The organism is Selenomonas sp., from assembly GCF_057272215.1.
In genome coordinates this window covers 1-20,168 of record NZ_DBHIUY010000004.1, presented here as the reverse complement: position 1 = coordinate 20,168, position 20,168 = coordinate 1, and the positions used below count along the sequence as shown (strand labels likewise).

Sequence of the window (20,168 nt, the reverse complement as noted above, 5' to 3'; positions counted from 1 at the left end):
ACCTCACGTATCTTCTATACTTCTGCGCCGTCGAAAACCCGCGTCCTCAGCGACGAAACGCCCCATCTGCGAAAGCTCCTCACGCAAAGAAAGACGGCACTCCTCGGGCGTATCCCTGACGTATGCCTTTCCCGGATAGAGCGCGTACTTGCGGCGAAAATCGCCCTCCGTCACATTCGGCATCACGACATTCGCACCTGCGCACAGGATGCTTGCGCGCGCACCGCGTGCAAGCGTCTCCATCGCGGTCGTCGCCGGGATATTCGCCTCGGGCAAAAGAAGCCGCACGAGCGACACCATGCGCCGCGTCAGGCGGATGTCACCCGCCGCCGCCTTGCCGAGCGGCGTCTCGCCGTTCGGTATAAAAGGACCGATGCCCACCATATCCGCATCCAACGCTTGAAAAAAAAGGATGTCGCGCGCCAAAGACGCGACCGACTGTCCCGGCAGCCCCACGAGCGAACCCGTGCCGACCTCATAGCCGAGCCGCCGCAAAGAAGCAAGACACGCGCACCGCGCCGCAAAGCTCATGCCCGGATCGAGCCGCTCGTAAAGCTCCCGATCCGTCGTCTCGATGCGAAGCAAAAAGCGGCTTGCCCCCGCTTCCTTGAGCGCGCGATACTCCGCTTCGCTGCACTCACCGATAGAAAGCGTGATGACAAGCCCCAAAGCCCGTATTTCCCGCAGGACAGGCGAGAGCCTATCGACGTTCCAAAAGCTGTCCTCGCCCCCCTGCAGAACGACCGTCTTGTACCCATAGCCGCGTGCCTTTCGCGCCAAGCGCACGATCTCCTCGGGCGGCAGGCGATAGCGTTCAGCTCTTTCATTCTCTCGCCGCAGTCCGCAGTAAAGGCAGCTGCGGCGGCAAATATTAGAAAACTCAATCAGCCCTCGAAGATGTACGCCGTCGCCGACGTACCTCTTGCGCACACGATCCGCGGCGGCGGCAAGAAGCTCCTCCGCAGCGGACGACGACAAAAGCGCGGCGATCTCTCCCTCACACAGACGATGCTCCTCCTCCGCTTTTTCAATCAGCCGCTGCCACATCGTCTTTGAGCGCCTTCTCCTTCTCCGCTCCGGCGCCCGCCGCCAAAGCCCCGCGCTCATGCTCTTCGAGCCGCCTCAAATCATCCGCTGTCAAAACCTTCTTCGTCTGGGCGGCGATCTCCATACAATGCCCATGCTCATAAACCAGCACCGCCTCCAAGAATTTGCGCTCCAAGCTCTTTTCGGGCAGCTCCTTGATGATCGTCACTCTCTGCGGGAACGTCGTCGTCAGCGTCGACCATGTGTTGTCAAGATCGTCGGCGCGTTCCAAGGTCGAAGTCCCCGCCGCAAGATCAATGCGCAAATACGCCGCCTCACCCACGAGATTGTCGTAGCCGGCAAGCGACTCGCCGCGCCAGCGTCTCTTTGCGACGACGTCGGCGATCGCCACATCGTCATACGTCTGCAAGGTCGGCACGATAAGCACATTCGGATCAATCGCGCCGTCCTCCGTCAAGCCATAGTGCATGACACGCTTGTTAAAAAAATAATTGGCGCGTGCCGACGACTGCACCCATTCATAAATATTCGACGACACATACGGAGCCGCTCCTGCCGTCGCCGTAAGAACCATGAAGGGGAGAACCGCCGCCAGCCAATGCTTCATCTTCATAATCGCTCTCGTTCACTCCTCTTCCGTCAATCATCCGCCGCACGATAAAGACCGTCAAGCTCATACGGCGTTTCCTGATACACATAATAGTTGAGCCAATTCGCAAATAAGAGATTCGCCACCGAGCGCCAGCGCACGACGGGCGTCCGCGTCGGATCATCGGACGGATAATAATTCTGCGGAATCTCGATCGGAAGCCCCGCCGCCACATCGCGGTCATACTCCTGCTTCAACGACAGGGGATCATACTCCGCATGCCCCGTGATGAAGAACTGCCGCTTTTCGATGTTTGCAATCGCATAGACGCCTGCACGCCCCTCCGCCTCCGCCAGGATCGTCAGCTCCGGCACACGTTCGATATCCTCTTTTCGCATCTCCGTATGGCGCGAGTGCGGCACATAAAACTCATCGTCAAAGCCGCGAAACAGCCGCTCGTGCTCGATGCAAAGCCGATGCTTGTAGACGCCGAACACCTTCCGCTCCGTATCCTGCTTGTCGATGCCGTAGTGATAGTGAAGCCCCGCCTGCGCACCCCAGCATATATGAAACGCCGAATAGCAATGCTTCTTGCTCCACTCCATGATCTCTGCGACCTCGTCCCAGTAAGCGACCTCCTCAAAAGGCATCTGCTCAACGGGCGCGCCCGTGATGATGAAACCATCGTACTTCTTGTGGCGCACCTCAGCGAACGTACCATAAAACTCCGCGAGATAATCCTGCGACGTATGCTGCGGCACATAGGACTCCGTATAGATGAAGTCCACCTCGACCTGCAGCGGCGTATTGCCGAGCAGCCTAAGAAGCTGCGTCTCCGTCACCGACTTGTTCGGCATGAGGTTCAAAATCAAAAGCCGCAGCGGACGAATATCCTGACTATAGGCGCGTTCCGCATCCATGACGAAGATGTTCTCGCCTTCAAGCACCTGCGCCGCCGGCAAACTATTCGGTATTTTGATCGGCACGAAACCGCCTCACTTTCTCCAAGCGGCACAGCCGCCTCAATCGTGATTCAGTTTAGCATGAATGTGTAAAGGTGTCAAATGAGAAGGCTCCTGCTCGCAGGTGAACACCGCTTATTCTATTGTGTCACACGAAAAACCGAAAAGAGCTGTCCATGAAAAGTCACGCATCGCTTCACAGGCAACACCCGCTTCATAAATCTCCACAACACCGGCTGTCTCACCGCTCTTGAGCCACACCTTATCCTAACTGCGTGTAAAAATTTTTTATCGTCCCGCTCCCGCACCCCTTTCTTCCCACTCCCGCCATACCGCTTCATACGCCGCCTCGACTTCCCGCACATACCGTCGAAAGTTCATCAAGTGTGAAGCGAGCAGAATGTCGCGCTGCTTTTCGCGCAGCATCGCCAGCGTTTCGGGCGAAGCGGCAAGCAGCCCTGCGATCTCTGCATACTGCGCCGCACTCTCAGCGACGAGCTCGGCAAGCCCGGCATTTCGAAGGAGACTCGCGCCGAACCTCGCGCCGTGCGTCCTGCCCTTGAGCGTCACGACGGGCACGCCCATGTAAAGCGCCTCGCACGTCGTCAAGCCGCCCGTATAAGGGGCGGTATCGAGCGCGATATCCATATCCGCGTACTCGGCAAGGTAGTCTGCCGAAAAGCCGCGCAGCTCGACGCGCGACGCATCCAGCCCGAGGCGCAGGAAGCGTTCCGTCGCCAGCTCCCTGCCCTCCGCGCTGCCAAACAGACGGCTCTTCAAAAGCAGCCGCGCACCCGGCACATCTTCCAAAAGCCGCCGCCACAGAAGCAGCATCTCATCCGTGACCTTGCTGTAGTTGTTGAAGCAGCCAAAAGTAACGAAACCGCGCGTCAAACTTGGCGGCGGAGCAGCGTCCGGCATCGCGACGAACGGCAGATAGCAAAAATGGCTGTGCGGCAGAGAGAGCGGGCGCTCGCTCCCGACATCAGCCGCATCCGCATCAAGCACCATATCCCCCAGCACATAGTCGATCGTCGAAAGCCCCGTACGCCCCATGTAACCCAGCCCCGTGATCTGAACAGGCGCGGGCTTTCGCGCCAAAACAGGCAGGCAGTTGTCGCTCGTATGTCCCGAAAGATCAACGAGGATGTCAATCTCGTCTGCGGCAATCAAGCGCGCCGCATCGTCCGGCGAAAGCCCCAGGATATTTCGCCAGACGACGCCGTCCTGCTGCGCCATCGCACGCGACACGGCATCCTCGCGATTGTTCGCGTAGCAAAATACATCGAATCGTCCGCGATCAAACGCGCGTAAAAGCGGCAGGAGAAAGAACGCGACCGCATGATGGCGAAGATCGGGCGATATATAGCCGATGCGCAGACGCTCGTGCGCATGAAACATGAGCGGCACACGATCCTCTCGACAAAAGAAGCCGTCGAAGCCCGCAAGCAATCCTGCAAACGGCGCACGCTCTCCTTCAGAGACGTAGTTGAGCGCAAACAGCGCGTTGCTGTATTCCGCGATGCTCTGTGCGCCGTCCTCCTCCAAGCGGCTCGCGGCGAGAAACGCCTCGACACCGTCCGCCGCCCTTCCCGCAAGCGTCAGCGCCGAGCCGAGGAGACTATAACTCTCCGCCAAAAACTTTCGATAATAGACCGCCAACCCCGTCGGCGGCTCCTCGGCAAGCCGCGCTTCGAGCCACGCGATCAAAGCCTTGAGATGCGTCAGCTCCGTGCGCGTCCTGCCCTCCGCCTTCTCGATGTAGATCTCCTGCAGCGCCGCCCCCGGATGCTCGGGTGCGCTCTCGCGGATGCACGCAATCACCGCACGCGCCGCTTCGTAGTCGCCGAGCTGGACGAGCGACGCCGCCAACACATAGCGAAGCTCCGGAAAAAGATGCGCCGCAGGCGAAGCGGCTCCTTCGGACGCATCTCCCGACGCATCCGAAAGAGCCGACAGAGACGACAGCATCTCGCGCACCTCGCCATACCTCTCTGCCGCAAAAAGGCGGCTCGCCTCGCCGAGCAAATCGGCAGGCGAGCCGCCCTGCTGCGCTGTCGGCGGCTCGTATACCGAACCGCCGACAGCCGTCCTTTCGCGCATCCTACTGTGCTTTTCCATTCGTCTCCCCCTCATTCACGAAAAGCACCTTGCAGTACATCTCCTTCTTCTCGCGCACCAAAGAGAACGCCTCCTCGAAATCCGCAAAAGAGAACGTATGCGTCACAAGAGCCTCAGCGTCAACCGCATGACTGCGCATCGCATTCATCGCATCGAGCCACTCGGCAGGACGCGTGTTGAGACTGCTCTTCCACGCACCGTAAAGCTCGATCTCCTTCTGCAAGAGAAGATCATACATCAGTCCCGTCACCGACAAGCTCTTCTCCGGACGCCCCATAAGCACCACGCGCCCGCCGCGCTTCACCGAAAGGAGCGCCGTCTCCAGCGCACCGCCCTCGCCAAGCCCCTCGACGCACGCATCGGCGCCGCGCCCGCCCGTCAAGCGCATCACATAGTTATAAACGTCCGTACTCTCGACATCGACGGCCTGCAAAAAGCCCAAAGAACGCGCGAACGCCGCCTTTTCCATCGTACGCGCCACAAGCACGATGTTCCGCACGTCCGCCTCACGCGCCCAGCTCGCCAGAGCCAGCCCGATCGATCCCAAGCCGAAGATCAAGAGCGTAGATCCGGCTCCCACGCCCGCCTTTCGAAAAGCGTGCAGCGCCACCGCCGCAGGTCCCGTCAAAGCCGCCGCGCGAAAACTCACATCCGGCGGCAAAAAAACGAGATTCTGCTTCTTCACCGTCACGAACTCAGCCATGCCGCCCGCACGCTGCGCACCATAAAGTTCCATCTCGCCGCAGTCGCGCGGCCGCCCGTCGAGACACGCCATGCAATGCCCGCAAAAAAGCATCGGATACGCCACCGCCGCACGTCCGATCAGCGCGACATCCTCCGCCTCCACGATGCGTCCGGCGAACTCATGCCCAAGGATCCGCGGCTCTGCCTCCGCTCCCGTCTCATACACGCGCTTGACATCGGAAAGACTGATGCCCGACGCCTTGACCTCAAGCAGCACCTCACCCAACGCACACGCGGGCCGCGGAACCTCTTCCAAGCGCAAATCGTGCGCCCCGTAAAGCCGCAATGCCTTCATCCATGCCACACCCCTTCCATTTGACTTTCCTAACAGTATACCACACTTTGCGACTTACGCCTACTTTTGTATTTTCTAGATAAAAAGTCTTGCCTTTCTCCCCATTCTCCATTATAATACAAATATATACATGAAAGTCTTTGCTCGCCTAAGGAAAGGACGTGCAGCCTCATGGCTATCACCATCGGAAACAATCCCATCCGGCACTCGACCTTGCATCGTATCAACCATACATCCAACAATCTCGCGCGGCAGATCGCGAGCGGCACGAAGCATCCATCCGCCGTTTTTGGCCCTTCCGCCTACTCCATCGACATGCGCATGAACGCCAACATCGCCGCCGTCAGCCAATCGAATGCCAACGCACAGCGCACGAACGCCATGCTCAAGACGGCGGAAGGCGGCGTAAGCTCGTCCGCCGAAGTCCTCGGTCAGCTCCGGCAGACGCTCCTCAATGCCGCCAACGGCACAAACAGCGACTCCGACCGCCGCGACCTCGGCAAGATGGTCGATCAAGCCATCGCCACGCTCAACGACAACGCCGGAATCCGGTACAACGGCATGAATCTTCTCGACGGATCGAAGTCCGCGAGCGTCGCATCCCTCGACGGCTCCACCAGCGTCACGAACCTCGGCGACATGCGCTCTTCCGCACTCGGTCTCACCGACGCCAACGGCAAATCCACGCTGAACCTCGGCACCGACGCCGGCATCGCCGACGCCCTCGACAAAGTCACAACGGCGCTCAATAAAACGCTCGACCAGGCGACGACCATCGGCGCAGCGCAGCAGCGTCTCAATTATCAGTCGGCGAACTACGTCACGCAGGAAGAAAACCTCATGGCAGCCTCGACGACAAGCAACGGAACCGACATGGCAAAAGCCGCGAGCGAATTCAAGCAAAGTGATTTGCAGCAAAAACTCTTCCTCTTCGCACAAAAAGCGCAGATGAGCACAATGGCTTCCCATTACTCCGCCCTCGCCCTGCTGCGCTGACCATACAAGACGACAAAAATCCGGTCATCCGACCGGATTTTTTATTGCCTGCACGATCGAAAGCACAAATACATGCAGCCGCTCCGGCTTCCCACAGCTGCGCGATCCTCTCATCATCGGCAAAACCTCGACACAATCGCAAAAGAGGAGCCTCCCGCACTCGCGGGAAGCTCCTCTTTTGTATGGCTGCACGCGGCAATCATGCCGACGCTTTCGCCTTCTTCTTGATCTCTTCTTCTTCGTCGTCGCTGGTCTGGCTGAAGCCCTTGCCGTTGTAGTAGCCTGCACTGCCGCTTCTGCCCAGCGCATTGGCAAGACCCTGCTCGACAGCGCTGCGGCTGCCTGCTTTCGTACCTGCATTGACATCTGCGCCGGTACTGCCATTTGCAGCATTCGCGCCGACCTTCGCACCACGCTGCGCAGCGCTTGCGCTGCCCGTGCCGGCAGCTGCGGCAAGACTGCGGTCAACAGCGCCGACGGCGGGTGTCCCTTGCCCCGCGCGGTTCACACGGCTGCTGCCGGATGCGCCCATCGTGCCTGCACCGGCATTGCTCGGACGATAATAGCCGCCCGCATTTGCCGTGTTGCCGCTCTTGCCTGCATTGACGCCTGTCGTTCCAGCCGCTTTTGCAGTGCTGCCGCCGACGCCTGCACTTGATGTGCCGCCTGCAAGTGCGCTATTGCCGCTCTTGCCTGCATTGACGCCCGTCGTTCCAGCCGCTTTTGCAGCGCTGCCGCCGATGCCTGCACCCGAGGCACCGCCTGCAAGTGCGCTATTGCCGCTCTTGCCTGCTTTGGCTGCTTCATTTACCGCTGTGCCTGCGTCGTTTCGTCCGGCTTTCGCCGTCTTATCCGCACCGGCAATATTTCCTTTGCCTGCTGCACCTCCCGTGAGATTCGTGCCGCCGTCGACGATATTCGCCTGCGGCGTCTTTACGCTGCCATCATTGACGCCCTTATCTTTGTAAGAAAGCGCGGCGTCTTGATCCTTACGCTTCCCAAAGGTATTGTGCTGGTCGTAGGAGGCATTCTCATAAACCTTGCTGTCCGGGCGAATCGTACGATCCACACCGTCGATGCGCGGCGTGATAGAAAGCGGGTTCGCGATTTGCCACAGCGTATAATTCCTGCCGTAGTTGCCCACAGCTTCTTTATTGCTGTCGCGATACCAGCCGAAGATCGGCTGGGAACCGGGCGTATTGTAATCCACGCTTCCTTTGGGAGCATAGCGAACGATGGCGTCATCATTATACTTTCGAATATCCCCTGCGACTTCCTGCGTCAGGGCGCTGCCTCCATTCAAAGCAGCAGAGCCATCCTCAATATGACCGGTGAAATCCACCCCGCCTGCGCCCGCATACGTCGCTTTCCAATCGGAAACGACATGCAGCGTGCGGCGCTCAATTTCGCCTGCGCCATGAATGCTCTCGATGCTCGTATGACTGCCGTCCGCATTCCTCTTGAAGAGTTCATAGTTCTTCAGGACATCATCCGAACCGCTGAAGCTATACGTTACCTCGTGCTTCATAAGTTTATTCGGTTCCGCTGCCGTCGTCGCATTCGCATCGTCATAGGAAGCGTTTAGGAGACTCCTTGCACGCTGCTCCTCGCTCCTGCCGGCGGCGTCCTTCTTGCTGAGGAACGCCTCTTCCTTCGCGAGGACGTTGCCATCCTTGTCGATATTTTTGAAACGAAGGTTGTTCCACGCATCCTTGACGAGGTTGCCCTTGGCATCTCGGACATTGACATCGCGCCTGCCATCGTAGACCTTCCGCGCCATATCGGCGGTCGCTTCCAGTCTGCGGCGATAGATCGTACCGCGGTTCGGCTCGGTCTGAATCGTCGCCTCGAAAGAAATATTCTTCCCATCGACCTTCGTCTTTGTCAGTTCTTTGCCCGCTTTGTCAAGAAGCGTGTAGTTGCCGTTGTTCCAAGAAATATCGTACGTCACTCGCTTATCCGCGCGCGCCTTTTTGTTCGCATCGAGCGCACTGGCGTCTTCACTGTCGAAAGCGCCTTTGAAGTCCTTGACCTCCTTTCCATCCTCTTCCAAAGCGCGCCACAACTTATCATGCTCTTTGATATTCTCTTTGAGGAACTTGCCGTAAGCATTGTCCTTGACTTCCTTCGTGCCGTCGTACTGCTTCTGCACATCTTCTCTCTCAAGGGCAAAGGTCAGTCGCTTTGGCGTAATCGTGCCCTTAGCCTGCAAGATGTTGCCATACTCGGCATGTTTCTCATCTTTTGTCAAATTTGACGGATCAAGCTCATAATTGTTCGATACGGCGTCATCGTTCAGCTCAAGCTGACGATAGGTGATCGTATGCTGACCCGACAAGACTTCGCCGTTCGCCCCGCGCTTGACATTCTTCGTATCGTAGATGCCGCGGCGTTTGTTCAGCCCCGATGCAGGATTCGTTTGCCCTTCTTCTCGAATCCGATCGACATTTTTCAAAAGCACTTTCTCATCGCCGACGACGCCCGTCTGCGGTGCGCCTGTCGAGGAGAAGTGCAGCCCGCGCACATCCGCGTTCGTTGTGCCGTCATACTCTCGTGTGAGCGTTTCTTTCGGCGCAACGGCATCAAGCTCTACCTTGACCTTACGCTTGACGATCTCCGCCGAAGCATCGTAGGTATCCGTCTTGAGCTTGTAGTTACCAAGAGCGATCTTATCGGCATCGCTTGGATTATCGGGATTTTGCACGCTCTTGAGCGTCAGATTGTAATGCACGACCTTGCCGCTCTTGTTCTCCGTGTTGTACGCGCTGTAATCCTTACGATTTGCCAGCTCTTCCCACGTCTTTGCGTCCATCGTCGCATTCTTATCCTTAGCGCCTGTCTTGCGGTCATGGAATGCTTGATCGCCGGCAGGCGCCGTCGCAACGACCTTGACCGTGCCTTTGTCCTTATCCAAAATCGCAGGCTTATCATCCTTGCTGTCTTTTCCGGAAGACGCCTGATAGGCAAAATCCGGATGCTCCGAATCAAACGACTTGCCCTTGACGCGCAAGAGGTCTTTGACCGTATTCGTGCCGTCATAAATCTTCGCAATCGGCGCGGTATTCTTCGCATCCACCTCAATGGTGCGCGGCGTGATCTGAGCCGTGTAGCCGCTCCCGCCGTCAAGCAGACGCGCCGTCATATCGCCCTTATCCACTTCCCAGTCCTTATACTTTTTCTCTGACTTGAGCGTCTTTAAGCGATAGACGATGTCCTTCTTGTTATCCGTCAGCTTACTGTCGTTATACACATTGGCATCACGCTTGTCCGTTGTTCTCGTCGGATTTTCATAATACGGCATGTTCGCCGGATCATCGCCGGCGCCGCCATCAAGCTCATAGCCAAGCGTGATCGCGCCTTCTCCTGTACCGAGATCGACGGAAAGATGCAGCTTGTTGTAGAACTGCTGCTTGACATCCTGCTTGATTTTCTTGGTCTCTTCGGTATCGTTCTCTCCGATCGAACTGGCTTCGCCAAAGCTGTAATAGTGACCGTCCGCCCCCTTGATCTTGGCAAGGCTCGTACCGTCATAGGGCTTTTCAAAGCCGCCGATCCAAGTCTTTTTCAGCTTGACCGTCTTCGGCGTGATCTTGCCCGTGCCATAGGCGACATCGTTCGGCGCGACATAGGATTCTTTGCTCCCTTCGCCGTAGCCGTTATAGAAGTAGTTTCGAGCGCCCTCCCCTTCGGTATCGCGGTCGCGCAGACTCTTGAACGCTTCGTAAAGCCCTTCGAGCTGCACATCGCGATCTAAGACTGTACCTTCGCTGCCGTCTTTGCGCTTGACATGCGAATTTGGAGTGAAGCCGCTCTTATCTCCATCACCGTAAGTGCCGCGAATCTTTCCGACAGCTTCATCATCCAAGGAGAGACGCGAGCCGTCGTTTCCTTGGAGATAGAGCTTCTCCTTGAGCGCCTTCCGCCGCTTTTCCTGTTCCTTCGCATCGTTGGAAAGCGACTGCAACGCAGCGTTTCCGTCGTACTCTTTATCGAGTCCTTTGCGATTGAACTCGACCTTCCGATACCAGATATCGCCGCGACCGACGAGATTATACCCTTGATACTCCGCCGGCGCATCTTTCTGCGTAATGAGCCGATCGCTGCCGTCGTAAACTTCGAACGTATAGTTCTCATTGCTGTCGCCGTTCAGACGCAGCTTGTAGAATACGTCCTTCTTCTCGGGCGTCGCGTCGGGCGAGCGGTTTGCCTTCTTATCGCGATACTTCGGCGCAAGACTTCCGGCGTCGATCGTAACGCCGTCGAGCAGACCGCGGTCGTTCAGCGTGCCTTCCTTGTGATCCTTATTCGCCGCTTCGTCTTCCGCCGTATAGGTGCGCGGTCTCTCCGCTTTGATCAGCGTCGAGGGATCGACATGCTCATTTTCGTGCTCCTTGAGATCGCTGCCGACGCCTTCATAATAGCCATGCTTGACGTCCGTCGTACCGTCGTAGATCTTCTGCACATCCTGCACATTGAGCTTCACATGGCGTCGCGTAATCGTACCGATGCCGGCAAAATCCTTCTTGATCGTTTTGAGCTTCTCGCCGCCGGCTCCATTGTAGAGGAAGTTGTTCTCATCCATCGTGAAGGTAAACGTGACGTCCTTCTTCTCTCCGGCGTCTTTTGCCTTCAGCGTCTTGCCGCCAATCTCGGTATCCTTGTACTCACCCGTCGCCGAATAAGCGCCGTCGATATCCGTGATGTCCCACTTTTTCCCGGTGCTTTTGTTCGTGACCCAGACCCTAGCCTTGGAGTCCCTCAGCCGCTGCTTGGCGTTCGTGATGTCTTTCGTCCCATCGTACGTCTTTTTGATAGCGTCAGGCTTGAAGTCGGGATTGAGATCCATATCGCTGATCTCAAGCGGCGTGATCTTGCCTGCGCCCGTCAGCTTGTAGTAACCCGCTGTCGTATCGGCTTCAAGATTCTTGATGCCCTCCGTCGTCTGATAGACAAGGTTATAGTTGTTCGCCTGATCGACGAGCTGGATATGACTGTAGTTGACGGAGTTCGGCTTGCCATCTTTCGGCTTCACATTGGGATCGCGGTACTCTGCCCGATACTCTTTCTTGTCTGGCGTAGGCGTATTATTGAGCGTTGCTGTACCTTCATAGGCACCGTCGGCTTTGACCGCAGCCTTCGTCGTATCGTAGTATACGCCGCCAAGTTTGAGCTTCGAGAGGATGTTGCCTTCAACGGTATCGGTGTTCTTATTGCCATCGTAGACTTTCTGCGCTTCATCTGCCTTGACGAGAAGGTTTGCTTTCTTGACGGTTCCTACATCGGTAAGCTCCGCCTTGCCTGCATCCGTGCGAATCGTCGTACCGACGACATTGTTCAGCGTCGATCCACTTGCGCGGTTGGCGTCGAGATCGCTCTTTTTATAGATGCGATAGTTGTCATTCGCACCATCGGAAAGCGTGATCTTATACGTCACCTTCTTGTTTTCGCCGGCATTCTTATCGTCAAATTCCCCCTTCGCAGACCAAGTATCGCCGTCAAGAAGTCCCGTCGCGCGGTTCTTGAGCCTGTCGTCGGAGAACTCCGCGCCCGCAGCATCGAGGAGCTTGATCGACTTCGCGGCATTGGAGTTCGACAGATCCTTATCCTCGATATCCTCGTTGGCATTCGTATCTTTGTTGTAGCTCTTCGCATCTTTCGTACCGTCGTAGTACTTCATGAGATTCGGATGAACGGTATCGGCAAACGCCATGCGGCGCTCGATGTCGCCCGAGCCGATGAGCTTATTCGTATTCAGCTCATAGTTCCCCGCATCGTCGCCCGTAAGCTCGAATTCATACGCCACATCATAGATGTTCTGCGCCGCCGCGAATGGATCGACCGTCGCATTCTTCCCATCATGCTTGGCGTCCGTATCCCCCGCCTTCTTCTCGTACTGCGCTTTTTTGATATGAAGTTTCGCCGTATCTTTGTCTTCCTCGATGACACCCTCGTACTTCACATTGCCGCTCGCCGCTACATTCGTCTTGTCGTAGACCTTGCGGAGATCCGTCATCTTCTCGAGAGTTGCCGTCACTTTTTTCTTCTTGATGTTGCCCGTCGTCTTATAGGTGAACGTGCCGTTCGCCATGCTCGAATCGGTGAAGTCAAAGTTCTTCAGCGCGCTTGTATCGAAGTTCATCTGAAGTTCGACGTCTTTGCCGTCGGCAGCGTCTTTCGCTCGCTTGCCGCCGCCCGCCAGATACTTTGCGTCCGTGACGGACGTATGCTTTTTATCGACGGTGATCTTTTCTGTGCCGTCCTCGACGTAGATACGTTCGATAAGATCGTTCCATGCTTGATGCGTCTTATCCTCTTTCGCCGCCTTACCCACGACATACTCGTTGCCGTCGTAGATCTTTTCAGGATGCGCCGTCTTCAGCCCGATCTTGAGCTTATCGCTCGTGACCTTGCGCTTGTCGATCAGACCATAGCCTGTCATCGTATAGTACGACAGCTCACCGTTGCTATCAGGAATCGTATCCTTATCCAAAAACTTGATTTTTTCATCCGAATCCTTATAAGCCAGGCGATAGTTGCCTGCGTCCGCTCCCGTGAGCTTGATGCGGCGATAGGTCACATACGTTTTCTGCTTTTTCTTTGCCTCCGCTGAATCTCCCGCATTGGCATCGGCGGCGTTGTAGTAACGGTAATACTTGCTCGCATCGCCCGTGCCGCCTTTCGTTTCGTCGATCTCATTGAGATGGACATCATCGATTACGCCATTGGTGGTTTTTTCATCATTTTTACCCGGAGCAGACTCATGCGTGAGCGGCGCATCCAACGTCAGCCTGCCTTGCCCTGCTTTGACATCAATATCGCCGTTATACTGGCGCTTGACATCGTCCGGCGCCTTGACAAGGTGCGTTTTCGGAGCAATCTTGCCGCTTCCTGTAAGCGGCGCCGTGTCCTTATCCCACTTCCGTCCATCCAGATGGTAGAATGTATAATTCGTCTGCACACCTTCAACACTCGGCGTATAGACGACTTTCTGAGAATAGTCCTCCCCTTCTTTTCCTGCATTTCGGCTCTGATAGGCGCCCGTTGAACTATTTTGCACCTCATCGCCCCCCCCGCTCTGGGCGATGCCTTCGTTCCATGCTTTACCGCTCATCGTGACGAGTTGGTTGCCTCGCCAACCATTCGGCAGTATCAACCTCGTCGTCCCATCATAAGTCTTCGTAGGCGTTCCTTCCGCCAGGCTGCCAAGTCCCACATAGACTCGACGCGACTGAATATAGCCAACGCCATCCTTCTTGAAAGTGATTTTGTTGCCGGCCACAGTGTATTTACCGCCATCGACCTCAGCGTTATTCAAATCGCCAAGCTCATAATTTTGCATCGTATCGCCCTGAAGCGTAATCGTATACTCGACGCCGTAAGCTTTGGCGTCTTTATGCAAAGTAGCTGCGTCATCTTCCTTCGCATTCGCATTCGGCGCTCGGAAATCGCCGGTATTCTCGTCCTTATTGTAATATCTGGATTCGGTTTTTTCGAATTTAAAGCCCACATCTTCCTGAAGCGGCGTGCCGTCAACCGTGACCTCTTTCAAACCGTCACGAGGAGCGTCAACCGTTGTATCATAGGTCCTTGTGACGCGATCCTTTAGGAGCATCTTGAAGCTAGTTTTCGTCAGCCTCGCTTTCGTGATATCGCCCAATCCCTCTGCCATATCAGCAATCCAATAGTTGCCGCTTTCATCGCCGGCTGTACCCTTGACGAGCGCCTTGGAAATGCCTTCATATTTTACGGTATAGTCGGTACCGCGATTTTTGACTTTCGTGCCGTCTTTATAGTATGTTCCCTTGATGGAGCTTGTGGCTTCCGTATTAAGGCTGACCTTGTTTTCATCGCCGCTGACAACGCCCGTCAACGTATAGCCGCTCTGCTTCACCTGGGCAGGCGCCACGTCGGACGTGTTGTTGTAGCTGCGCGTCACCTTGTTAAACTGTGCTTTCAGCTCTTTCGGATCAATCGTGCCCGTGCCTTTGACATTGTCCTTTGTCGCCTGCGCCGTTCCGCCGGCGTTGAAGGTGTAGTTCGTCGCCGCATGACCGCCGTCGCCTTCAAGGGTAAACGTATAGTAGACATCCTTGCCGTTCGCAAGCCCCTTCTTCGTGTCGGCCGCATCACGAACGACGTTTTTATCAGCGGCGCTTGCGGCGGGCTCGCCCTGCTTACGATAGACTGCCGTGACCGTGACCGTTGCACCATCCGAGCCTGTGCCTTTATTCTCCGTATCGCCGACGAGCGTCTTCGAGCCGGATGCATAGCCGACCCAGCCTTTGCCCATCGTCAGATACTTACGATCATCTGTATCACCCTCGACGACGTTGGTCTTGCCGTCATACGTCTTGTCGATGCCCGTCTTTTTGAGCAAGTCAACGTCAATGACGCGCGGCGTGATCTTGCCCTCGCCCGTGACGTCGTATTTGCTGCCGGATGCGGCATCGACGCCGCCGATCTTGTAGTTGGACAGGACGTCCTCGCCATTCGCATTTTCATTATTTGTAGCCGTCACTTGATAGGCGACTTTTTTCGCTTCCGAAACATTCTTGGTCGCAGTCGTACCGTCGTCTTTTCGGAACTCGCCCTTGCCGCTTTCCAGTGTGAAGTCGATCTTATCGACATCGTCTTCGATCAGACCTTCATCGTTATTGACGCCTGTAGCCCCCGCCTTTTTCGCGGTAATCTTTTTATTCGCATCCGACGCACCGTTGGGTTTTATCCATTCAGTGCTGCCGTCATACTCCTTTGTCGCCGCGCCGCCGTTCCAGAGGAAGGTGTCTTTGTTGATATTGCGGCGGCTGATCGTGCCGTCTCCGAAGAGCGTACCCGATGCTTTGACGGCGTCTTTATCCTCTGCCGCTTGTGTGCCTGTATCGACATCTGTGACAGCTTCACGATAGAGGACATTACTCGTATTGCCCTTCTCGACGAGCTTATAGTTTTTCGCTTCTGTCCCTTCGAGCTTGATGCCGCCGTAGGCAACGGCGTGCGAGCCTGCATTTTTCGCGTTGTCAGCGTTGGCTTTCTTTTCCTTCTTATAGTTGACCTTGATTTTATCGTTCTCAGTGTCCGACGCCGCGTAGCCGTTCAGCTTTGCTTTCTCCGTATCAGCCGCGATGATACCATCCAGCTTCAGCGTGGGATCTGTTCCAGCGCTCTTTTTATACGCGTCCTTGACCGAGGATTTGCCGTCATAGATCTTATCGATGCCTGTCTTTTTCGTCAGCTCGACCGTGACTTCTTTTTGCAGGATATTGCCCTTGCGCGGCGTACCTGAAAGATCAAGCGAATTTGCTTTAATATCCTCATAATTTTTGGCATCATCCCCCGTAAAGGTCAGACTGCCGCCAAGCGTCAACGTACGATTATAGCCGACATCTTTCCCGTCAAACGTCGCCGTAAGGTGATCGGTATTGACCGTGACATCGTCGCCCTTGATCAGACCTTCCGTTTCCACAGTCGTTGTGCCCGACGGCGTATACAACGCCTGTTTCAGCGCTTCCTTTGCATCATTATTACCGTCGTATATCTTTTGAATCGGTCGGCCATTCGTTCCCAACTTTCCCTTGACGCGGCGCGGATCGATCTTGATATTCGCGCCCGCGATGTCGTAGCCATGTTGATCGCTGTGGAGAAGCGCTGACGTGCCGGCGTTGCGGCGGCCTTGCCCATCAGAGAGTTTGATGCCGCCATCATGCGTGCCGACGATGTCAAAGTCAGACAAGTCATCTGCCGCCTGTGTAGAATCCGACTTTTTCACCGCACGCCGCGCCAAGGCATCGTATGTGCGGCTTGAACTTTTGCCGTTATTCACTGTCGGTGTGGAAGAATCCAGCCTCTTCGTGTAATCCTCTGCCTTACCGCCGCTATGTGTGCCATCCGACTTAGAAAATTCGGCATACGAATACTCCGCCTGCACCGTACCCTGCATAAAGGCGGTGAGAAGCGGATTCGACTGTCCCGCGAAGATACGCCACGTCTTGTTCGCGCCGCCCTCGTCGGAGATGTCCCAGCCGGCGTAGGTGTCTTTTTGCTTGGCATCGCCATCCGTCGTACCGGCGCCATGCGTTACGCTCGCTTTATCCGTCCCATTGAGCGCATACGAACGGGATGTATTTGCACCATCTTCACTTTTCCCTACTTTTGAGCCTTGCGTCGTATAGACGTCTTTGATGAACATATCCGTATCTGTGCGCGGATCGCCAAAAACAGCGTTTCCGCCGTTAAGCGCACCTGTGTTGTAGACGGCATATATTCTGCTTTTACCATACGGTCTAGCCACCAAACCAGCGCTTTTATCACCGCCGAGATCCATTGTATTGTAGGCGGTATCAAGATACGATCCGTCCAGCCTGCCTACGATACCGCCCGCCATAGAGGAAGAACTGCTGCCGATCTTCTTCCCATTCGCTGCCGCATTATAGACGGCACTGATGATCGTACCCTCGGTCGCTTGTCCAACAAGACCGCCGCCATACTCGACTGCGGAAAGATCTGCGTCCCGCAAGCCGACATTCATGATGGTCGCGCCTTTTGTCTTGCCGAAAAGCCCCGAAAATTGATACTTCTTTTCATCACCCGATGGATCCGTTGCACCGGCGCTCAGCTTCAAGCCCTTGATCTCATGGAACATGCCGTCAAATCTGCCGGTAAAAGGCGTCGTATTATCACCAATCGACGTATGGGGATCATCGGAAAGCGTAATATCGTTATGCAGCATATAGTTGCCGGTAAGGTCATTTTTAATATTTTTCAGCTCATCCGCCGTCTTGACCAGCTTATAGAAATTTTCATCGCTAAGATTCTTATACTTACTTGCCGTCGGCTTGGTCTTCGTCGCTTCATAGCCTATATGCACATATCCCGTATACGGGCGAACTACCTTAGAGTCTACCGTAAGCGCTCTTGTATCTGACAGTGCATAAACTTCATTCGACTTGATGTTATCATCGTTCAAGATGCGGACGCTCTTGCCTTCAAGGACGATCTTACTCGCCTGTACCGATCCCGCTCCATCGACAAGGCTGACGACATCGGCTTTCGCCGTGGCAGCCGCCTGTCCTGTCGATGTATCAATAATCGTCCCCGCACCGATCTTCGCGCGTTCCGTTGATGTCGAATCTAAATCCGAATAATCAACCCCCGTCAAATCGCGTGTCGTCGCATAAAGGCTACCGACATCAACGGTCGCCCCCTGTCCGAAGATAACACCATGCGTATTGGCAATATAGACATTGTCGCCGCCCTTCATCGTGCCGTCAATGCGCGATGTCACCTTTCCTGTGACGATATTGAGGTAATTGTTCGTTTTATTCCCCCCATCGAACGTCACAGTTTCGCCGCTCTTAATGGAAAAATCCTTCCAACCAATGACATTATTCCGTTCCGTACTCGTGATCTGTGTCGCACCGTTCGGATTATCAAGCGTTACCTTCCCCGCCTTATAGCTGTCACCCGCAATCACACCGCCATCATGAATAGGCGCACCGTGCGCGGTCGAGGCAATGCCGAGAAGTCCGGCGAAGAGACCGAGACTGACTTGACAAGCCAAGGCATCTTTCCTTTTCGTTCCTCTCATTTCTAATCTTCCTTTCTATCGTAAGAGAAGCCACCACAAAATGTGGTGGCTTTTTTCTTTCCTTCTCGGCTCCTGCCCTCAGGCAGGGGAGCATGGGCGGCAAAAGCCACTCATGGATTACTGCAAGAGACTCAGCACGCCGCTCGACGACTGATTCGCCTGTGCGAGCATCGCCTGCGCCGACTGCGTGAGGATGTTGCTCTTCGTGTAGTCGGTCATCGCTTTCGCCATATCAGCGTCGCGGATCACCGACTCGGCATTCTGCGTGTTCTCACTCGCCGTGACGATATTCGACGAGGTGAACTGCAGACGTGCCTGCGCCGCGCCGAGCACGGTCTGCTGATCGAGGCACATGCTGATGGCGTTTTCAATGACATTGACCGCTGCATTCGCACGATCGCGCGTCGTGATCTGGATGGCTTTCGCGTCCGCTCCCATCATGCCGAGCGCCTGTGCATGCATATCGGTAAAGCCGACCTTGACGGCTTGGTTCGAGCGCGTGCCGATCTGAAAGACCATAGCATTGTCCGGCGTCGGATCTTGCGCGCGCACCGTCATCTGGAACTTATCAAACATATTGTTCTGCGACTTCTTGATATTGCCCTGTGAATCCGTCAAGCAGAAGGTCACGCCGCCAATCTGCCCCTCCGTACCTCCGTTCTTCGCGCGAATGGAGAGAGCGCTCTTTCCGTCTGCCGTATGAACTTTATGCCCGTATTGATCTACGCCGACTTCAGAAAGATCCGTCTGCGTATACGTTTCCATATCCGTCCCACCGGGATTCGGCACATACAGTCCACCCTTGCTTGCATCATTCTGAATGCAGTCACTCAACGTAAGATCACCGACACGGAAAGTCTTTGCATAGGTCTTCCCATCCTTGATATAGGAAATCGTCATGTAATCTGTCTTCGATATCCCCAGACTATTGCCATTCCGATCCTTATAATCCGTGAGCTTCGTAGTCCCTGCATCAAGCCCCTCTTTAAATGCCTGATTCGCCCACGAGGACTTTGTGCCTTGATTATTGCCATCCCTAACCACCTGATTGTTGTACATACCGCTCATCAGGACCTTGCCATTGTACTGTGCATTCGCGTTGTCGTTGATCTGATCGACCATCGCGTTCATTTCCTTCTGAATCGTCGCACGGTCGTCGTCGGTGTTCGTGTCGTTCGCGGCATTGATGCACTTGTCCTTGAGGGTGCGCAGGATGTCGATGGTCGACGCCACCGCACCCTCGGCGACCTTCATCATGCTGTTGCCGTTCTGCGTGTTCTGGTTGTCCTGATCGAGCGCACGGATCTGCACGCGCATACGCTCGGAGATCGACATGCCCGAGGGATCGTCCCCTGCGCTGTTGATCTTCATACCCGAAGAGACTTGGTTCAAACTCTTCGCGCGGTCTTTCTCGTTCTTGTTCAGCGTGTTCAGCGTATTCGCTGCCTGCATGTTGTTCTTTACTACCAATGGCACAGCAAAAACCTCCCTGATCGTCATGACGCCACAGCCAAAAGAAATGCGCTTCCCTACGCCGCAGCCGTCCTCCCTGATATGCCCAAGAGACCCTGCCGGCCTCCTTTTCACTTTACAGCAATTATATCGTAGCTTCCTCGATTTTCCTTAAGAGTCGTGATGATTTTTTTCAAAGGACAATAGCCCTTTGTGTCCAGAATGCCGCCCGTCTTTTGCACAGCTCAGCGCCGTTTCCTCCATCTTGGCAGGAGAAGCCCTGTATCAGCGTTTCCTTAAGGAAACACGGATAAATTCAGCCGCCCATCTTCACACATCTGCACTGTCCTCTCGTCGTCAACAAATCCTCGACGTAGC

8 protein-coding genes are annotated in these 20,168 nt (G+C 55.4%); 1 reads left to right on the top strand and 7 read right to left on the bottom strand.

Annotated features, from left to right (window positions below; translation table 11 throughout):
• Positions 1-3: 3 nt before the first annotated feature.
• From hydE to ACO5Z0_RS04290, 5 genes are all read right to left on the bottom strand, one after another.
• Entirely contained in the window at positions 4-1,047 is a 1,044-nt protein-coding gene (gene hydE, locus ACO5Z0_RS04310; protein ID WP_485649349.1) for a [FeFe] hydrogenase H-cluster radical SAM maturase HydE, read from the bottom strand.
• Positions 1,028-1,660, bottom strand: coding sequence for a hypothetical protein (locus tag ACO5Z0_RS04305; protein ID WP_485649348.1), 633 nt, complete (start codon positions 1,658-1,660; stop codon positions 1,028-1,030). The genes hydE and ACO5Z0_RS04305 overlap by 20 nt, the downstream gene beginning before the upstream one ends.
• A gap of 26 nt (positions 1,661-1,686) precedes the next feature.
• Positions 1,687-2,622, bottom strand: coding sequence for a homoserine O-acetyltransferase MetA (metA, locus tag ACO5Z0_RS04300; protein WP_485649347.1), 936 nt, complete (start codon positions 2,620-2,622; stop codon positions 1,687-1,689).
• Between the two features lie 264 nt (positions 2,623-2,886).
• On the bottom strand, positions 2,887-4,719 hold the full coding sequence (locus ACO5Z0_RS04295; protein ID WP_485649346.1) for an O-linked N-acetylglucosamine transferase, SPINDLY family protein: 1,833 nt from the start codon (positions 4,717-4,719) through the stop codon (positions 2,887-2,889).
• A complete protein-coding gene (locus tag ACO5Z0_RS04290; protein WP_485649345.1) occupies positions 4,703-5,758 on the bottom strand; it encodes a zinc-binding dehydrogenase in 1,056 nt (351 codons plus the stop codon). The genes ACO5Z0_RS04295 and ACO5Z0_RS04290 overlap by 17 nt, the downstream gene beginning before the upstream one ends.
• Positions 5,759-5,929: 171 nt before the next feature.
• Here ACO5Z0_RS04290 and ACO5Z0_RS04285 point away from each other — a divergent pair, with 171 nt between their 5' ends.
• Positions 5,930-6,754, top strand: a complete 825-nt coding sequence (locus ACO5Z0_RS04285; protein WP_485649344.1) for a flagellin — start codon at positions 5,930-5,932, stop codon at positions 6,752-6,754.
• A gap of 199 nt (positions 6,755-6,953) precedes the next feature.
• Here ACO5Z0_RS04285 and ACO5Z0_RS04280 read toward each other — a convergent pair whose 3' ends face one another.
• Together ACO5Z0_RS04280 and ACO5Z0_RS04275 are read right to left on the bottom strand one after the other, a co-directional pair.
• Complete coding sequence (locus ACO5Z0_RS04280) at positions 6,954-18,338, bottom strand: YDG domain-containing protein (RefSeq protein WP_485649343.1); 11,385 nt, start codon at positions 18,336-18,338, stop codon at positions 6,954-6,956.
• A 117-nt stretch (positions 18,339-18,455) separates the two neighbouring features.
• Positions 18,456-19,814, bottom strand: coding sequence for a flagellin N-terminal helical domain-containing protein (locus ACO5Z0_RS04275; protein WP_485649342.1), 1,359 nt, complete (start codon positions 19,812-19,814; stop codon positions 18,456-18,458).
• Positions 19,815-20,168: the final 354 nt, after the last annotated feature.